At 63.6% G+C, this 15,512-nt stretch carries 17 protein-coding genes; 14 read left to right on the forward strand and 3 right to left on the reverse strand.

Translation table 11 applies throughout. The annotated features are described in order from the left end of the window. Positions 1-35: 35 nt before the first annotated feature. Positions 36-1,442, reverse strand: coding sequence for a 3-isopropylmalate dehydratase large subunit (leuC, locus tag ACGYK4_RS08455; protein WP_394456001.1), 1,407 nt, complete (start codon positions 1,440-1,442; stop codon positions 36-38). A gap of 279 nt (positions 1,443-1,721) precedes the next feature. On the opposite strand from leuC, the gene ACGYK4_RS08460 reads away from it, so the two are divergent. From ACGYK4_RS08460 to rlmH, 3 genes are all read left to right on the forward strand, one after another. Continuing rightward, on the forward strand, positions 1,722-3,077 hold the full coding sequence (locus ACGYK4_RS08460; protein WP_394456003.1) for a mechanosensitive ion channel family protein: 1,356 nt from the start codon (positions 1,722-1,724) through the stop codon (positions 3,075-3,077). A gap of 186 nt (positions 3,078-3,263) precedes the next feature. Next, on the forward strand, positions 3,264-3,635 hold the full coding sequence (gene rsfS / locus ACGYK4_RS08465) for a ribosome silencing factor (protein ID WP_067268516.1): 372 nt from the start codon (positions 3,264-3,266) through the stop codon (positions 3,633-3,635). A gap of 22 nt (positions 3,636-3,657) precedes the next feature. Further along, positions 3,658-4,128 (forward strand): 23S rRNA (pseudouridine(1915)-N(3))-methyltransferase RlmH, encoded by a 471-nt coding sequence (gene rlmH / locus ACGYK4_RS08470; RefSeq protein ID WP_394456005.1) that lies wholly within the window; start codon positions 3,658-3,660, stop codon positions 4,126-4,128. 11 nt (positions 4,129-4,139) lie between these two features. Here rlmH and ACGYK4_RS08475 read toward each other — a convergent pair whose 3' ends face one another. Beyond that, the gene (locus tag ACGYK4_RS08475; protein WP_271692826.1) at positions 4,140-4,496 is read right to left on the reverse strand and encodes a hypothetical protein; all 357 of its coding nucleotides are present in this window, start codon (positions 4,494-4,496) and stop codon (positions 4,140-4,142) included. A gap of 185 nt (positions 4,497-4,681) precedes the next feature. Here ACGYK4_RS08475 and ACGYK4_RS08480 point away from each other — a divergent pair, with 185 nt between their 5' ends. The 9 genes from ACGYK4_RS08480 (at position 4,682) to ACGYK4_RS08520 (ending at position 12,330) form a co-directional block, all read left to right on the forward strand. After that, positions 4,682-6,133: an FAD-linked oxidase C-terminal domain-containing protein gene (locus tag ACGYK4_RS08480; RefSeq protein WP_394456007.1), complete on the forward strand. Its 1,452-nt coding sequence runs from the start codon at positions 4,682-4,684 to the stop codon at positions 6,131-6,133. Next, complete coding sequence (locus ACGYK4_RS08485) at positions 6,130-7,242, forward strand: FAD-binding protein (protein ID WP_394456008.1); 1,113 nt, start codon at positions 6,130-6,132, stop codon at positions 7,240-7,242. Before ACGYK4_RS08480 ends, ACGYK4_RS08485 begins: the two co-directional genes overlap by 4 nt. Further along, positions 7,239-7,607, forward strand: a complete 369-nt coding sequence (locus tag ACGYK4_RS08490; protein WP_394456010.1) for a hypothetical protein — start codon at positions 7,239-7,241, stop codon at positions 7,605-7,607. The genes ACGYK4_RS08485 and ACGYK4_RS08490 overlap by 4 nt, the downstream gene beginning before the upstream one ends. A gap of 13 nt (positions 7,608-7,620) precedes the next feature. Further along, on the forward strand, positions 7,621-8,949 hold the full coding sequence (gene glcF, locus ACGYK4_RS08495; RefSeq protein ID WP_394456011.1) for a glycolate oxidase subunit GlcF: 1,329 nt from the start codon (positions 7,621-7,623) through the stop codon (positions 8,947-8,949). A 48-nt stretch (positions 8,950-8,997) separates the two neighbouring features. After that, a complete protein-coding gene (locus ACGYK4_RS08500; RefSeq protein WP_271692831.1) occupies positions 8,998-9,828 on the forward strand; it encodes a serine protease in 831 nt (276 codons plus the stop codon). Positions 9,829-9,978: 150 nt separating this feature from the next. Continuing rightward, positions 9,979-10,449 carry an Hsp20 family protein gene (locus tag ACGYK4_RS08505; RefSeq protein WP_067268529.1) on the forward strand — a complete coding sequence of 157 codons (471 nt, stop codon included), beginning with the start codon at positions 9,979-9,981 and terminating at the stop codon, positions 10,447-10,449. Positions 10,450-10,695: 246 nt separating this feature from the next. Beyond that, positions 10,696-11,202 (forward strand): hypothetical protein, encoded by a 507-nt coding sequence (locus ACGYK4_RS08510; RefSeq protein WP_394430665.1) that lies wholly within the window; start codon positions 10,696-10,698, stop codon positions 11,200-11,202. 181 nt (positions 11,203-11,383) lie between these two features. Further along, positions 11,384-12,058 carry a metal-binding protein ZinT gene (locus ACGYK4_RS08515; protein WP_394430667.1) on the forward strand — a complete coding sequence of 225 codons (675 nt, stop codon included), beginning with the start codon at positions 11,384-11,386 and terminating at the stop codon, positions 12,056-12,058. 14 nt (positions 12,059-12,072) lie between these two features. Next, positions 12,073-12,330: a DUF6525 family protein gene (locus ACGYK4_RS08520; RefSeq protein WP_394408456.1), complete on the forward strand. Its 258-nt coding sequence runs from the start codon at positions 12,073-12,075 to the stop codon at positions 12,328-12,330. A 58-nt stretch (positions 12,331-12,388) separates the two neighbouring features. Here the strand turns inward: ACGYK4_RS08520 and ACGYK4_RS08525 are convergent, their stop codons facing one another. Continuing rightward, positions 12,389-13,864: an NAD-dependent succinate-semialdehyde dehydrogenase gene (locus ACGYK4_RS08525; protein ID WP_394430670.1), complete on the reverse strand. Its 1,476-nt coding sequence runs from the start codon at positions 13,862-13,864 to the stop codon at positions 12,389-12,391. Between the two features lie 91 nt (positions 13,865-13,955). Between ACGYK4_RS08525 and ACGYK4_RS08530 the strand changes: the two genes are divergently transcribed. Both ACGYK4_RS08530 and ACGYK4_RS08535 read left to right on the forward strand, forming a co-directional pair. Continuing rightward, complete coding sequence (locus ACGYK4_RS08530; RefSeq protein ID WP_394430672.1) at positions 13,956-14,744, forward strand: alpha/beta hydrolase; 789 nt, start codon at positions 13,956-13,958, stop codon at positions 14,742-14,744. Between the two features lie 128 nt (positions 14,745-14,872). Continuing rightward, on the forward strand, positions 14,873-15,502 hold the full coding sequence (locus ACGYK4_RS08535; protein WP_394430674.1) for a DUF1523 family protein: 630 nt from the start codon (positions 14,873-14,875) through the stop codon (positions 15,500-15,502). The last annotated feature ends 10 nt before the right edge of the window (positions 15,503-15,512 follow it).

Below are 15,512 nucleotides of genomic sequence, written 5' to 3' on the forward strand. Positions count from 1 at the left end.
CTGCGCAACGCGCCCGGTATCCATACCCCGGTCGCTCACGCCAGGTCGCGCAGGTCGGTCAGGTGACCGGTGAGTGCGGCGGCGGCGGCCATGCCGGGTGACACGAGATGCGTGCGGCCCTTATAGCCCTGACGCCCCTCGAAGTTGCGGTTCGACGTGGCCGCGCAGCGTTCGCCGGGAGCAAGCTGGTCGGGGTTCATCGCCAGACACATGGAGCAGCCCGCGAGACGCCATTCGAAACCGGCCTCGCGGAAGATGTCCGCCAGCCCTTCCTCCTCGGCCTGCGCCCGGACGAGGCCGGAGCCCGGCACGACCATGGCACGCAGACCGTCCTTGATCTTCTTGCCCTTCAGCACTTCAGCAGCGGCGCGCAGGTCTTCGATGCGGCCGTTGGTGCAGGAGCCAATGAAGACGGTGTCGATCTCGATATCGGTGAGCTTTTGACCCGGTTTCAGGTCCATATACTCCAGCGCACGTTTCACCGCGTCGACTTTGCCGCCCTTGAAGTCTTCGGGCGAGGGGACCGTCGCGTCGATCGGCAGCACGTCTTCGGGCGAGGTGCCCCATGTGACGACCGGTGCGATGTCTTCGCCCTTGAGCGTCACGACCTTGTCCCAATGGGCGTCCTCGTCAGAGAAGAGGGTTTTCCACCAGTCCATCGCCGCTTCCCACTGTGCGCCTTTCGGAGCGTGGGGGCGGCCCTTGCAGTATTCGAATGTCTTTTCGTCCGGCGCGATGAGGCCAGCGCGTGCGCCGCCTTCGATCGCCATGTTGCAGACGGTCATGCGGCCTTCCATCGACAGGTCGCGGATCGCCTCGCCGCAGTATTCGATGACATAGCCGGTGCCGCCCGCGGTGCCGGTGGCGCCAATGACCGACAGGGTGATGTCCTTGGCCGTGACGCCGGGGCGCAGCTTGCCGGTGATCTCGACCTTCATGTTCTTGCCCTTGCGCTGGATCAGCGTCTGGGTGGCCAGAACATGTTCGACCTCCGAGGTGCCGATGCCGTGGGCCAGCGCGCCGAAGGCGCCATGGGTCGCGGTGTGGCTGTCGCCGCAGACCACGGTCATGCCGGGCAGGGTCCAGCCTTGCTCGGGGCCGACGATATGCACGATGCCTTGGCGCACGTCCGAGACGGGGTAGTAATGCACGCCGAATTCACGCGCGTTCTTGTCGAGGGCGGAGACCTGAATGCGGCTGTCCTCGGTCATGGCTTCGGGGTCTTCGCGGCCCTCGGTGGTCGGCACGTTGTGGTCCGGCACGGCGATGGTCTTGTCCGGGGCGCGCACGGTGCGGCCCGACATGCGCAGCCCTTCAAAGGCCTGCGGGCTGGTCACTTCGTGCACCAGATGGCGATCGATATAGAGCAGGCAGGTGCCGTCATCGGCTTCGTGGACGACATGGGCGTCCCAGATTTTATCGTAAAGCGTCTTGGGGGACATGATGGTCCTCTCCCGTGGTTTGGAATGGCTATGGGTGTGGCTGAGAGGGGGTGGCTTATAGTCGCGCCAGAACGCTATGCGTCGCGCCGAAAAAGCGTTCGCGCAGACGCGCACGGTCGCAAAGATCAAACACCAGTATCATGGGGCAAGGGATATAGCGCCTGAGCGAGTCTCGCAAGGTGTCGTGATCGTCTTGGAGGCAGGGGGTGGGCTGCGGGTCATCTTGCCCCGGCGCAAAGCCTGTGCGACCGTGATCCTCCCTAGCTGCAAAGGCCGACCATGATCCCTGAAAGCCACCCGTTTTCGAACTTCCTGCTGTCGCTTCAGGCTCTGTTCGACGGGGTGCTCGGCTTTGGGGAAAGCATTCTGAGCCCCGGCTGGCGGCAAAACCAAATCCTGATCCTGCTGGTGCTGGTGGCGTTGGCGTGGGTGCTGCACCGGGTCAGCGGCGTGATGCTGCAAAACTGGGTCCGCTCGCGCGAGGGGTGGTCCAAGTGGCAGTTGCGGGTGGTGGTGCAGGTCAAACGACGCTTGGGGTTGATCTGGTTCGCGCTGCTGGCGGGGCTTTTGTATCAGGTGATGCAGAATGTGACATGGCCGTCGCGGTCCTATCTCATCGGATTGGCGGCGACGCTGGCGGCGATCTATGTGGGCATCGCTTTCGCCGCGCGTCTGGTGCGCAACCGTCCCTTGCGGCGCATGGTGACATGGGGGCTGTGGATCTATGCCACGCTCTACATGCTGAACGTCGCCGATGATGTGGCCGTGTTTCTGGACGGCGTCGCGCTGACTGTGGGCGAATTCCGCCTCTCGGTGCTGACCATTCTGACCGCGCTGGTGGTTGTCGGCGCGCTTTTGACCATGGCGCGGCTGGTCAGCACGACCACCGCCGCGACGATCCGCAAGAACGAAGACATCAGCCCCTCCATGCAGGTGCTGGCCGTGAAGGGGGTGCAAATCCTCCTCTACGGGCTCGCGTTCTTTATCGGGGTGCGGGCGGTGGGGATCGACTTGACCGGGCTTGCGGTACTGTCGGGCGCAATCGGCGTGGGCCTTGGTTTCGGTCTGCAAAAGGTGGTATCGAACCTCGTCTCGGGCGTGATCATCCTGCTCGACAAGTCGATCAAGCCCGGCGATGTGATCAGTCTGGGCGAGACCTTTGGCTGGATCCAAACGCTCGGCGCGCGCTATGCATCTGTGGTGACGCGGGATGGCAAGGAATACCTGATCCCGAACGAAGACCTGATCACCGGGCAGGTGGTGAACTGGTCCCACTCTAATGACTTTGTGCGGCTCGATATCTATTTCGGCACGGCCTATTCCGACGATCCGCATCTGGTGCGCAAACTGGCGGTGGAGGCGGCCAAGGGCGTCGACCGGGTGCTGAGCTACAAGGCGCCGGTCTGCCATATTGTTGGCTTTGGCGATTCGTCGGTGGATTACATCCTGCGCTTCTGGATCAAGGATCCGACCGGCGGGCTGACCAACATTCGCGGCAATGTCTATCTGGCGCTTTGGGATGCGTTCAAGGAACACGGCATCTCCATCCCCTTCCCGCAGCGCGAGGTAAAAGTCATCGAAGACAGTCAACTGGCCCTGTCGCGCGCCGCGGCATCGCGGGATATGCCTGAGTGAGCGGGGATTTGCGCCGTGGTTAACGCTATGGCTACGCGATCCATTGAAAAATAAACCCCGGGTCGCTAAATTGGGGCTGCTCGGCACCGGGGCAAGCGTTCAGCATTGATGGTGCTATTTACGAAGGAGGACAATGTCCTGTCTCTTAACGTTGACGCAGCGCAGGCTGCTGACCATGGGGCTGCAATGACTGCCGCCTCGCAAATCGCAACCAGCGACGACCTGCTGGCGCTTATCCTTTCCTCGCTGAATGACGACAAGGCCGAAGATATCGTGCAGATCGATCTGCGCGGCAAGACGGCCATCGGCGACTATATGGTGATCTGCTCGGGCCGCTCCACGCGGCAGGTTTCGGCGATCTCGGAAAAGCTGGCGCAGGCCGTCAAAGACGCCACCGGACGCACGTCCAAGATGGAAGGCCGCGAAACCGGCGACTGGGTCTTGATCGACACAGGCGACGTTGTCGTGCATGTCTTCCGGCCCGAAGTGCGTGAATTCTACCAACTTGAAAAGATGTGGCTGGGCGGCGACGACGCGGCCACAGCGGCACCGCACTGATCCCGCTTTGCGGGCCTAGGTCATGCGAGTTCACATCTGTGCCATGGGCCGGCTTCGCGCCGGTCCGGAAAAATCCCTTGTCGATGATTATCTGACCCGGTTCGACCGGACCGGGCGCGGTCTGGGCCTTGGCCCCGCGCGCGTGGTCGAGATGGAAGACAAGAAGAACGGCGGCATGGCCGCCGAAGCCGTGCTGCTGCGGCGCGCGATCCCTCAAGGGGCGGTGATCTGCGTCTTGGATGAACGCGGCAAGGTCGAAACCTCCCCCGCATTTGGCGAACGGCTTGGCAATTGGCGTGACGCCGGGCGGGGGGATTTGGCTTTTGTCATCGGCGGGGCCGATGGCATCGACCCCAGCCTGCGGGCAGAGGCGGATCATGCACTCTCTTTTGGCAAGATGGTCTGGCCGCATATGCTGGTGCGGGTCATGCTGGCCGAACAGCTTTACCGCGCCGCCGCGATCCTCTCGGGCGGGCCTTACCACCGGGTCTGAAAGGGCGCAGGTCAGGGCAGCGGGATCGTCACCAATTCCGAAGACCAGCCGCTGACACTGTCGCGCGCTTGAATGCTGACCTCCGTCATCCCTTCGGGGATGCGCACGCCAGAAAGCGAGCGGGTGAAGGGCTGCTCTTTCACATGCGGATGTGCCAGATTGCGGGTGCCCAAGGGTTTCCCATCGGGGTCCAGAATGCGCCAAGCGTCGGCATAGTGGTCCCAACCGCTGTCGTTATGCCGAATGGTGACGTCAAACTTCCACAAATCGCCCTGTCGATCGACCGTGACATTCAGAATGGCGGGCGGATCGGCGAAACCCGGCGCGGCAAAGGCCAAGAAGGCGAGAATGAGGCTACGTTTGAACATGGGACACCAATAAAACAACGAACTGAATATAGCGCATTTCGGAAAGGTTCCAAGGTAGGCGGAAGTTGGGCCCGGTGCAATTCACCCTGAAGCCGCAATTTAGTGGTGCAATTGCACCAAGCGCGCGGCAAACTGGCCAAACCCGCGCCATAGGCTCTATGCTGCGGGCCAGAGGAGGGACCGCAATGCAGATGCCAACACCCGATGCCGGGATCATTGCGCGCAAGGCGCGGGTCGTGGCGCGGCTGCGCGCGGCGCTGCCCCGCGATGCCGTGATCGACGATGCGCATGAGACCCGCGCCTATGAATGCGACGCGCTGACGGCCTATAAATGCCCCCCCTTGGCCGTGACCCTGCCTGCCAGCACCGAAGAAGTCTCGTCAATTCTGGCGATCTGCCACGAGGAGGGCGTGCCGGTGGTGCCGCGCGGCTCTGGCACCTCGCTTGCCGGTGGCGCCTTGCCCACTGCCGATAGCGTGGTGCTGGGGGTGGCGCGCATGGCCGAGGTGCTTGAGGTCGATTACGACAACCGTCTGATGCGCGTGCAGACCGGGCGCACCAACCTCAGCGTCACCGGCGCGGTGGAGGAAGACGGCTTTTTCTACGCGCCTGACCCCTCCAGCCAGTTGGCCTGTGCCATCGCGGGCAATATCGCGATGAACTCGGGCGGGGCGCATTGTCTGAAATACGGTGTCACGACCAACAACCTCTTGGGCGTCACCATGGTCATGATGGACGGCGAAGTGGTCGAGATCGGCGGCGGCTATATGGACGCGGGCGGGCTGGACCTTTTGGGCGTGATCTGCGGCTCCGAAGGGCAGTTGGGCGTGGTGACCGAAGCCACCCTGCGCATCCTGCCCAAACCCGAGGGCGCGCGGCCCGTGCTCATGGGCTTCGACGACAACGCCGTGGCCGGGGCCTGCGTCAGCGATATCATCAAGGCGGGCGTCTTGCCCGTGGCGATCGAATTCATGGACCGCCCCTGCATCGAGGCGACGGAGGCTTTCGCCCATGCGGGCTATCCGATGTGCGAGGCGCTGCTGATTGTGGAGGTCGAAGGCTCGGATGCCGAGATCGACCACCAGTTGGCGCTGATCACCGAGATTGCCCGCCGTCACAACCCGGTGGAACTGCGCGAAAGCACCAGCGCCGAGGAAAGCGCCGCGATCTGGCTGGGGCGCAAGTCCGCCTTTGGCGCCATGGGGCAGATCAACGACTACATGTGCCTCGATGGCACCATCCCGGTGAATGAGCTGCCCATGGTGCTGCGCCGCATCGGTGAGATGTCCGATGACTATGGCCTCAAGGTCGGCAATGTTTTTCACGCGGGCGACGGCAATATGCACCCGCTGATCCTGTTTGACGCCAACAAACCCGGCGATCTGGAGAAATGCGAGGCCTTTGGCGCCGACATCCTGCGGCTCTGCGTCGAAGCGGGCGGTTGCCTGACCGGGGAGCATGGGGTTGGGATCGAAAAGCGCGATCTGATGCATGAGCAATACGCCCCCGCGGATCTTGAGGCGCAATTGATGGTGAAGGATGTCTTTGACCCGGCATGGCTGCTGAACCCGGCCAAGGTCTTCCCCCTCGACGTGACGGAAGGGCGGCGCGGCAGCGGCGCGTCGGTGGCGGCGTGACGGTGACTTCCGAGGCGGAGCTGGCCGAGGCGATTCGTGGCGCAGAGGGGCCCCTGTCCCTGCGGGGCGGCGATACGCGCGGCATGGCGGGGCCGGGCGCGGCGCTGTCGCTTGCCGGTCTGCGGGGGATCACCCTTTACGAGCCGGGCGCGCTGACGCTGGTCGCGCAGGCAGGCACGCCGGTCTCCGAGATCGAGGCCGCTTTGGCCGCCGAGGGGCAGCGGCTTGCCTTTGAGCCGATGGACCACCGCGCGCTCATGGACCGCAGCGGTACCCCGACCATCGGCGGAGTCTTTGCCGCCAATGTCAGCGGGCCGCGGCGGCTTGCTGTTGGGGCGGCGCGGGATTTTCTCTTGGGGGTGCGGTTCGTCGATGGGCAGGGGGCCATCATCAAGAATGGGGGCCGGGTGATGAAGAACGTCACCGGCTATGATCTGGTCAAGCTGATGGCCGGGTCGCAAGGCACCTTGGGCGCGCTGACCGAAGTCTCGCTGAAGGTCCTGCCAAAACCTGAAACCAGCGCGACGCTCGTGCTGTCCGGGCTGGACGACGCCGCCGCCATCGCCGCGATGGCGCAGGCCATGCGCAGCCCCTTCGAAGTCACCGGCGCGGCCCATGACCCGGCGCAGGGCCGAACGTTCCTGCGGTTGGAGGGTTTCGAGACCTCAGTCACCTACCGGATCGGGCGGCTGAAGGATCTGCTCGCCGCCACGGGGGGCGAGATCGAGGTGCTCGCAGAAGGTAGCTCAGAGACCCTCTGGCGTGATCTGCGAGATGTGGCACCTTTCCATGGGTCGGCGGGCGATGTCTGGCGTGTGCATTGCCGCCCGACCGAGGCCCCGGCGCTTGCCGCTAAGGCCGGGGCGGAGGCGCGGCTTTATGATTGGGCCGGGGGGCTGCTATGGCTGCGCATGGCTCCCGGCACGGACCTGCGCGCGCGCTTGGGGCAGTATGACGGCCACGCGACCTTGTTGCGGGCCGAGGCGTCGGGGGCGCTGCCACGACAGGAACCCGAAGCGCCGGGGGTGGCGCGGTTGACGGCGGGGCTCAGGGCCAAGTTCGACCCCCGTGGCCTGTTCAACGCCGAAGCCTTGGCCCGCAGCGCATGACTTTGGTGCTGGTCTTCCTCTTTGTCTTTCTGATCGGCCCCTTTCTGTTCAAGGCGCTGATCGCCGTGCCGCCTTCGCTTCGGGCCATCCGCGCGTTGGCGGCGATGGTGCTGGTGACCTTTCTCATCGCGCTTGCCCTGCGCTATGGTCTTCTGCGCTATTGGGGCGACAGCGCTTGGCTGTTGGGGGCCATCGCCTTGGCGCTCTGGGCCGCTTGGATCGGGGTGATTGCGCTGGTGGTCCAAGCGCTGCGCTGGGCCGATCCGCGCCCGGCAATGCGCCGGTGGAGCGGGGTGCTGGGAGCCGTGGGCACGACGGTGCCGTGGTTCGGCCTCGTCCTCGCCAATCTGATGCGCAGCACATAGGAACGGAGCCGCCATGCAAACCACCTTTACCCCCGCGCAGTTGCAGGATCCTGACACGCAGCGCAGCAACGAAATCCTACGCGCCTGTGTGCACTGCGGCTTCTGCACGGCGACCTGCCCGACCTATCAGGTCTTGGGCGATGAGTTGGACAGCCCGCGCGGTCGCATCTACCTGATCAAGGACATGCTGGAGAACGACCGCGACCCGGATCCAAAGACGGTTCAGCATATCGACCGCTGCCTCTCTTGCCTCGCCTGTATGACGACCTGCCCCTCGGGGGTGCATTACATGCATCTGGTCGATCACGCCCGCGCTTATATCGAGGAACGCTACAAACGCCCCATGGGCGAACGCGCCCTGCGCTGGATGCTGGCGCGGATTCTGCCCTATCCCACACGCTTTCGGCTGGCGCTGCTTGGGGCCAAGATCGGGCGGCCCTTTGCCCGGCTGATGCCCGACGCGCGGCTGCGCGCCATGCTGGAGATGGCGCCCAAGACGGTCCCCCCGGTCAGCCGCAATGACGACCCGCAGAGTTTTCCGGCTAAGGGCAAGCCAATGCGCCGGGTGGCCCTGATGACCGGCTGCGCCCAAAAGGCGCTGAACACCGATATCAACGACGCCACGATCCGGCTGCTGACCCGCGCGGGCTGTGAGGTGGTGGTGGCCCAAGGGGCGGGCTGTTGCGGCGCGCTGACCCATCACATGGGCAAGACCGATGAGAGCCACGCCCACGCCGCCCGCAACATCCGCGCATGGCGGGCCGAGATGGACGGCGAGGGGCTGGATGCCATTGTGATCAACACCTCGGGCTGCGGCACCACGGTCAAGGATTACGGCCATATGTTCCGCAATGACCCGCTGGCAGAGGATGCGGCGCGGGTCTCGGCCCTTGCAAAGGATGTGACGGAACTTCTGGCGGAGCTCGACTTGCCCTTCGCCGAACCGGCAGAGCCGGGCATGGTCGTCGCCTATCATGCGGCCTGCTCGCTGCAGCATGGGCAACAGATAAAGGCCACGCCGAAGACCCTGCTGAAACAGGCGGGATACACGGTGGTGGAACCGGCGGACAGTCACCTCTGCTGCGGCTCGGCGGGCACCTATAACCTGATGCAGCCCGAGATTTCGGCCAAGCTCAAAGAGCGCAAGATCAAGACCTTGGAGGCCAAATCACCGGATGTGATCGCGGCGGGCAATATCGGCTGCATGATGCAGATCGGATCGGGCACCGGGGTGCCGGTGGTGCATAGCGTCGAACTGCTCGATTGGGCCTGCGGTGGGCCAAAACCACCCGCGCTCAGCCGTGATCCTGACGCGCCTGCACAGGTGCCGCGTTTACGTTAAGCCCGCGCCGTATTTTCGCCGCAACTCCCCTATATCCGCCAAGGAAACATGGTTTTGAGGTGCATTTTGCGACAATTGTTGGCGGCTATCTTCGGCGTCTTTACCCTTGCCACGGCAGCGCTGGCCCAAGACAGCGCGCTCAAAGCGCTCGACAACGGTGTCGACGCCGCCGCGTGGGAGGCGGTGGGCCGTCTCGACATCGGCGGGACCGGCTTTTGCACCGGCACGCTGATCGCCCCGCGTCTGGTGCTGACCGCCGCGCATTGCCTGTTTGACCGCGAAACCAAGGCCCGGATCGACCATGGTGAGGTGCAGTTCCTCGCCGGTTGGCGCAATGGCCGCGCCGGGGCCTACCGCGACATTCGCCGCGCCGTGGTGCATCCAGATTACGTCTACGACGGTGAGGTCTCTTCGGGACGGGTGCGCAATGATCTGGCGCTTCTGGAACTCTCCCGCCCGATCCGCAACACCACCATCCGGCCCTTCGGCACCGCCGCGCGTCCGCGCCCCGGCGACCGTGTGGGCGTGGTCAGCTATGCCCGCGACCGGGCCGAGGCACCATCATTGCAAGAGGTCTGCAAGGTGCTGGCCCAGCAAGAGGGGGTCTTGGTGACCTCCTGCGCGGTCGATTTCGGCTCTAGCGGCGCGCCGATCTTTAGTTTCGTCGCAGGCGAGGCGCATATCGTCTCCGTCGTTTCGGCCAAGGCCGAGGTTGAGGGCGCGCAGGTCTCGCTCGGCACCGCGCTTGGCGCGCCTTTGGCGCTGCTGCAAGCGGAACTGGTGGCGGGCAAGGGCGTGTTTCTGGATTCCAACCCCGCAGGCAAGCGCATCCGCGTCGGCGAAGAGCGCGGCACCGGGGCGAAATTCATCCGCCCGTAATTCTGCGCGGCAGGACTTGAAAGCGCGCAAACCCTTTCCCACATGAGCTTTGCCGAGGTGCCTCAATAGGGCTTCGGCGCTTGAAAAAACCGGGTCTGTCCAATGGTGGAAGGCCCGATATGTCAATCGCTCACTGATGAGGATGAACACATGCGTAGCTTTGATTTCGCACCCCTTTACCGCTCCAGCGTTGGTTTCGACCAGATCGCCAACATGATGGACCGGGTTCTGACAAATGATGGGGCCACCCCCAGCTATCCCCCCTACAACATCGAAAAGCTCGACAATGATGCCTATCGCATCTCGATCGCCGTCGCCGGTTTCTCGGACAGCGACCTGAGCGTCGAAGTGCGTGAGAAGGCGCTGATCGTTTCGGCCCGCAAGGCGGATGAGGATGAGGCCAAGACCTATCTGCACCGCGGCATCGCCACCCGCGCCTTTGAGCGTCGCTTCCATCTGGCGGACCACGTTCAGGTCATCGGCGCGGCCCATGCCAATGGCATGCTGCATATCGAGCTTGAGCGTCAGGTGCCCGAGGCCCTGAAACCGCGCCAGATCACCATCTCTTCCGAGGTGAAGGCGATCGACAAGGACGTGGTTGACGCCAAATCCGTGAACTAAGCGCGGCCGTTCCAGCGCTTTGCGAAGGCCCGCTTTTGGCGGGCCTTTTTTGTGGGCGGTCGCCTCCCAAGCTCAATCCTTTCGTGGGTGAATATCTGCCGAAGCCTAGGGGCGAAAACGGCGGCTTTCTGCTGCGCGGGGGGCGGGGTGAAACCAAGCAAAAGCTGTCGGGTTGAGTGGGGGACCGGGCAGGCGTGCCCGGACAACAGCGTGCAGAGTACCGCACGCGCAATGAAAGGAAGAACCATGACGACCTATGCAAATTCCCTACGCAAGCTTTCCCTGACCACGGCTGTCGCCGCTCTTATGGCGGCCCCAGTCGCCGCACAGACGCTGGACGCGGGTGTCGGCACCGATGCGACCGCCGATCTGGCGGGCACGGAACTGGACACAACATCCGGGGCCGAGGCGAATGGCACCCTGACCACCGAACAGTCCATCGACCAAACCGCGACCTCGGACATTGATACGGATGCCGATATCGCGCTGGATGGCAGCACCGTGGCCGTCGCCTCAGATGATACGGTCATCGGCACCATCTCGAACGCAGAGCCGCAAGCGGACGGTTCCATGCGCTATTCCATCGATCTGGCCGAAGAATTCGCCGCCGATAGCGACCGTGCGGTCGTGCAGATCGACCAAGATGTCGACGCCGATGGCCAGCTGTTCATCGGCATGACAGGCGAAGAATTCGCCGCGGCCCTGTCCCAGCAAGTGAATGCGGACGGCGCGGCGCAGACCCGGACCAACTAAGACGGGTCACCCTAGGGCGTATCTCTCCCCCGCCCGAAGGCCGGCAGCATGAAAGTGCTGTCGGCTTTTTCATGTTCGGGCTGGGGCCATCGGGTTGCAAACTCTCCGGGACAGGACTACTCCGCGTTGGTTATGATATAACATATCGAATCATGACGCAGGCCAAACCACGGAGAACGACATGCCCCAAACATCCGCATCCCCGCTATTCTTCCTGACGCTCAGCGCGGGCCTTGCCCTTTCGGCCCCGGTCTTGGCTGAGACGAAAGAGGCATCGCATGACCACGATCATTCCCATGCGCATGACCATGCCCACGACCAGAACGACATCTACAAAGGCTACTTTGACGACGCGCAGATCAAGGATCGGCCCTTGTCGGATTGGGCGGGCGACTGGCAATCGGTCTACCCGCTGTTGCAGCAGGGCGCGCTGGACGCGGTGATGCACCACAAGGCCGAGCACGGCGACAAGACGGCGGCGGAGTACAAGGCCTATTACGAGGTCGGCTATGCCACCGATGTGGACCGCATCACCATCGACGGTAATGCCGTGACCTTCTTCCGGGAAGGTGATCCGGTGCAAGGGCGCTATGCCAGCGATGGTTATGAGGTGCTGACCTACAAGAAGGGCAACCGCGGCGTGCGCTATGTCTTTGCCAAAGAGGGCGGCGATGCCGAAGCGCCGGAGTATATCCAATTCAGCGACCATATCATCGCGCCGCAAAAGGCCGATCACTATCACCTCTACTGGGGCGACGACCGCGCCGAGGTTTTGGAAGAGTTGACCAACTGGCCGACCTATTTCCTCGCCGAGCTGAGCGCGTCTGAGATCGCGGCGGATATGCAGGCGCATTAAGGGCGGCCCGCGGCATGACTGGCAAAAAGCGAAACCTGCGCAGCGGGCTGAAACAGCGGCGGCGTCAGGGGAACCCGATGGCGGCCTTTGACCAACTGCCGCCGCCCCTGCGGGCATGGCTTGCGCAGGCGGCGCTGCCGTGGTCGCCCCGTTCGGCGCATCGGCTGTGGTGTCGGGCGTTGCAGCGTTGCGAAGGTGATGTCGCGCAGGCGGTCTCGCATCTTTCGCAGGCGGAGCGCCGGATGCTGGCACAGGACCGGCTGACGCAATAGCCCGATGCAAAACGGGGCGCGCCATGGCACGCCCCGTTTCTTTAACTTCTGCCGGTGCTTAGACCGACAGGCAGACGTATTTCATTTCAAGATAGTCTTCGATCCCGTGGTGCGATCCTTCGCGCCCGAGGCCGGATTGCTTGACCCCGCCAAAGGGCGCAAGCTCGGTCGAGATGATGCCGGTGTTCACGCCAACGATGCCATATTCCAGCGCCTCGGCGACCTTGTAGACGCGGCTGAGGTCCTTGGCGTAGAAATAGGACGCAAGGCCGAAGATCGTGTCGTTGGCCATGGCGATCACGTCATCGACGTCCTCGAACTTGAAGAGCGGCGCGAGGGGGCCGAATGTCTCTTCCTTGGCGACCTTCATGTCCTGCGTCACGCCGGTGACGATGGTGGGCCCGAAGAAGTTGCCGCCCATGTCGTCCTTGGCGTTGCCCAGAATGATTTCCGCGCCGTTCTCGACCGCATCCTTGATATGCTCTTGCACCTTGTCCGAGGCTTCGGGGTTGATGAGCGGGCCCAGATCGGTGCCTTCTTCGAGGCCGTCGCCGACCTTCATCTGGCTCACGCGGTCCTTCAGCTTGGCCGCGAAGGCGTCATAGACGCCCGCCTGTACATAGATCCGGTTGGCGCAGACGCAGGTCTGGCCGTTGTTGCGGAACTTGCACATGATCGCGCCCTCGACCGCCGCGTCGAGATCGGCGTCGTCGAAGACGATGAAGGGCGCATTGCCGCCCAGTTCCATCGAACATTTCATCACCTGATCGGCGGCCTGTTTCAGCAGGATGCGCCCGACCTCCGTGGAGCCGGTGAACGTCAGCTTGCGCACGGCGGGGTTCTCGCAGAACTCCTTGCCCACGGCGGAGGAGGAGGAGGATGGCACCACGTTGAACACGCCCGCCGGGATCCCTGCGCGTTCCGCGAGCACGCCCATGACGATGGCCGAGAGCGGCGTCTCCGCCGCCGGACGCGCCACAAAGGAACAGCCCGCCGCCAGCGCTGGCGCGGCTTTGCGGGTGATCATCGCGTTGGGGAAGTTCCACGGGGTGATCGAGGCCGCGACGCCGATGGGCTGTTTCATGACCATGATGCGCTTGTCGCGCTGGTGGCCGGGGATCATCTCGCCGTAGACGCGCTTGGCCTCTTCGCCGAAGAATTCGATGAAGGAGGCGCCATAGGCGATCTCGCCCTTGGCTTCGGCCAGCGGCTTGCCCTGCTCGGCGGTGAGGATGGTGCCCAGATCGTCTTGGTTCTCCATCATCAGGTCGAACCATTTGCGCAGCACGGCGGCGCGTTCCTTGCCGGTCCAGCTGGCCCAGTCCTTCTGCGCCTTCTCGGCTTGGGCAATCGCGCCCGCGACCTGCGCGCGGCTGAGGTCGGCGACCTGTGCGATGACATCGCCCCGCGCGGGATTGGTCACGTCAAATGTACCGTCGTCGCCTTCAACCCATTGGCCGCCGATATAGGCGCGGGTTTCAAGCAGGCTGGGGTCTTTCAGCAGTGATTTCAGATCCGTCTTAGCATCAGTCATGTCATCTCTCCGCTATTCTCTATAGCCTCCAAAGCAACAACGAGTATGATTGTCCAGTTAAGTTTGATCAAATCCGGGGTGGGAGACCCAAATGATGCTAGATGACGCCTATGCAAACGCTGCCTATATCGACGGGGCCGACGACTTTCCGCCCCGCTGGGAAAAGGAGGCAGAGGCATTCCGCGCGTCACTGGGGGCGCGGGCGCAGCTTAACGTGCGCTATGGCCCGTCAGACCGTCAAAAGTTCGACTTCTTCCAGCCCGAGGGTGTCTCGCGCGGCACGGCGGTCTTCGTGCATGGCGGTTATTGGAAGGCTTTCGACAAGAGCTATTGGTCGCATCTGGCCGCTGGTCCTTTGGCGCGGGGCTATGCCGTGGCGGTGCCGTCCTATGACCTCTGCCCCGAGGTGCGTATTTCCGAGATTTCCACCCAGATCGCCGCGGCGCTGACCGAAGTGGCGAACCGCACGCAGGGCACCATCGTGTTGTCGGGCCATTCGGCGGGGGGCCATTTGGTGGCCCGCATGACCGACCCGCTGCTGCTGGGGGCCGAGGTGCGCGACCGGATCACGCGGATCGTGCCGATCTCCCCCGTGGCTGATCTGGCGCCCTTGTTGCAAACCGAAATGAACGACACTTTGCGGCTGGATGAGGCCGAAGCCGCCGCCGAAAGCCCGATCAAGATGACCCCGCCCCATGGTGTGGATGTGACCGTTTGGGTCGGCGCGGCGGAGCGGCCCGTCTTCCTCGAACAGGCCGAGAATTTCGCCCGCAGTTGGGGCGCGAAACATGTGGTGGCCGAGGGCAAGCACCATTTCGACGTGATCGATCCGCTGTCAGAGCCGGACAGCGACCTGACCAAAGCGCTGCTGGGCAGCTAAGGTCCGCATTTTGCGACAAATGCCTCGCCTTATTGCGCGTAAGGCATTTGCCGCAGTGCCGCGGAAACACTATGTCAGAAGGGCAAAGGCCCCTGTCCGGCCGCGCGACCTAATGGAAAGGGCCGAAGATGAGAATCGTTAAATGGGTGTTCTGGGTGACCGTCTGGGTGCTGGTGGGGGCGTTCTTCCACTATACGCTGCCGCAGACCGATATCGTCCGTGTCACGGACACCTATGAAAAGCGTATCGACTTCGGCAACAATTCGATCTTCTGGTCCGGCTCATCGACCGATAGCGCGGGGCAGGCGGTCAACCGCGATGTCTTTTTCATCCAGACCCGCCGGGCCAAGGGCGATGTCATGGTCTACCGCAACGAAGACACCGGCTGGGGCTGGCCGCCCTATTTCAAGTTCGACACCGCCAACCTTCAGGCCGAGGCGGCGGATGCGCGCAGCACCACTGGCGCGCCGCAGTACTATGCGCTGAAACACTACGGCTGGCGCAGTGAGCTTTTGTCGATCTACCCCAATGCCATCTCGCTCCGCCCGGTCGAGGGGCCGGAGGCGGGCAAGGGCATCCCTTTCGTGACCATCATCGTGCTGACCCTTGCCGCCGCGCTGTTCTATGCGATCTGGGTGCGCTGGCGGCGGTTCCGCCGGGCGCGGCTGGACCCCAAGATCGAGGCGATCGAGGATGACATCGCCGCGCGGCGGGGCCGTTTTGCCCGTTGGCGCGCTGAGCGGCGCGCCCGCAAGTAACCTCACCACG

This window comes from Sulfitobacter sp. 1A13368, assembly GCF_043557275.1.
In the GTDB taxonomy this organism is placed as follows: Bacteria; Pseudomonadota; Alphaproteobacteria; order Rhodobacterales; family Rhodobacteraceae; genus Sulfitobacter; species Sulfitobacter faviae.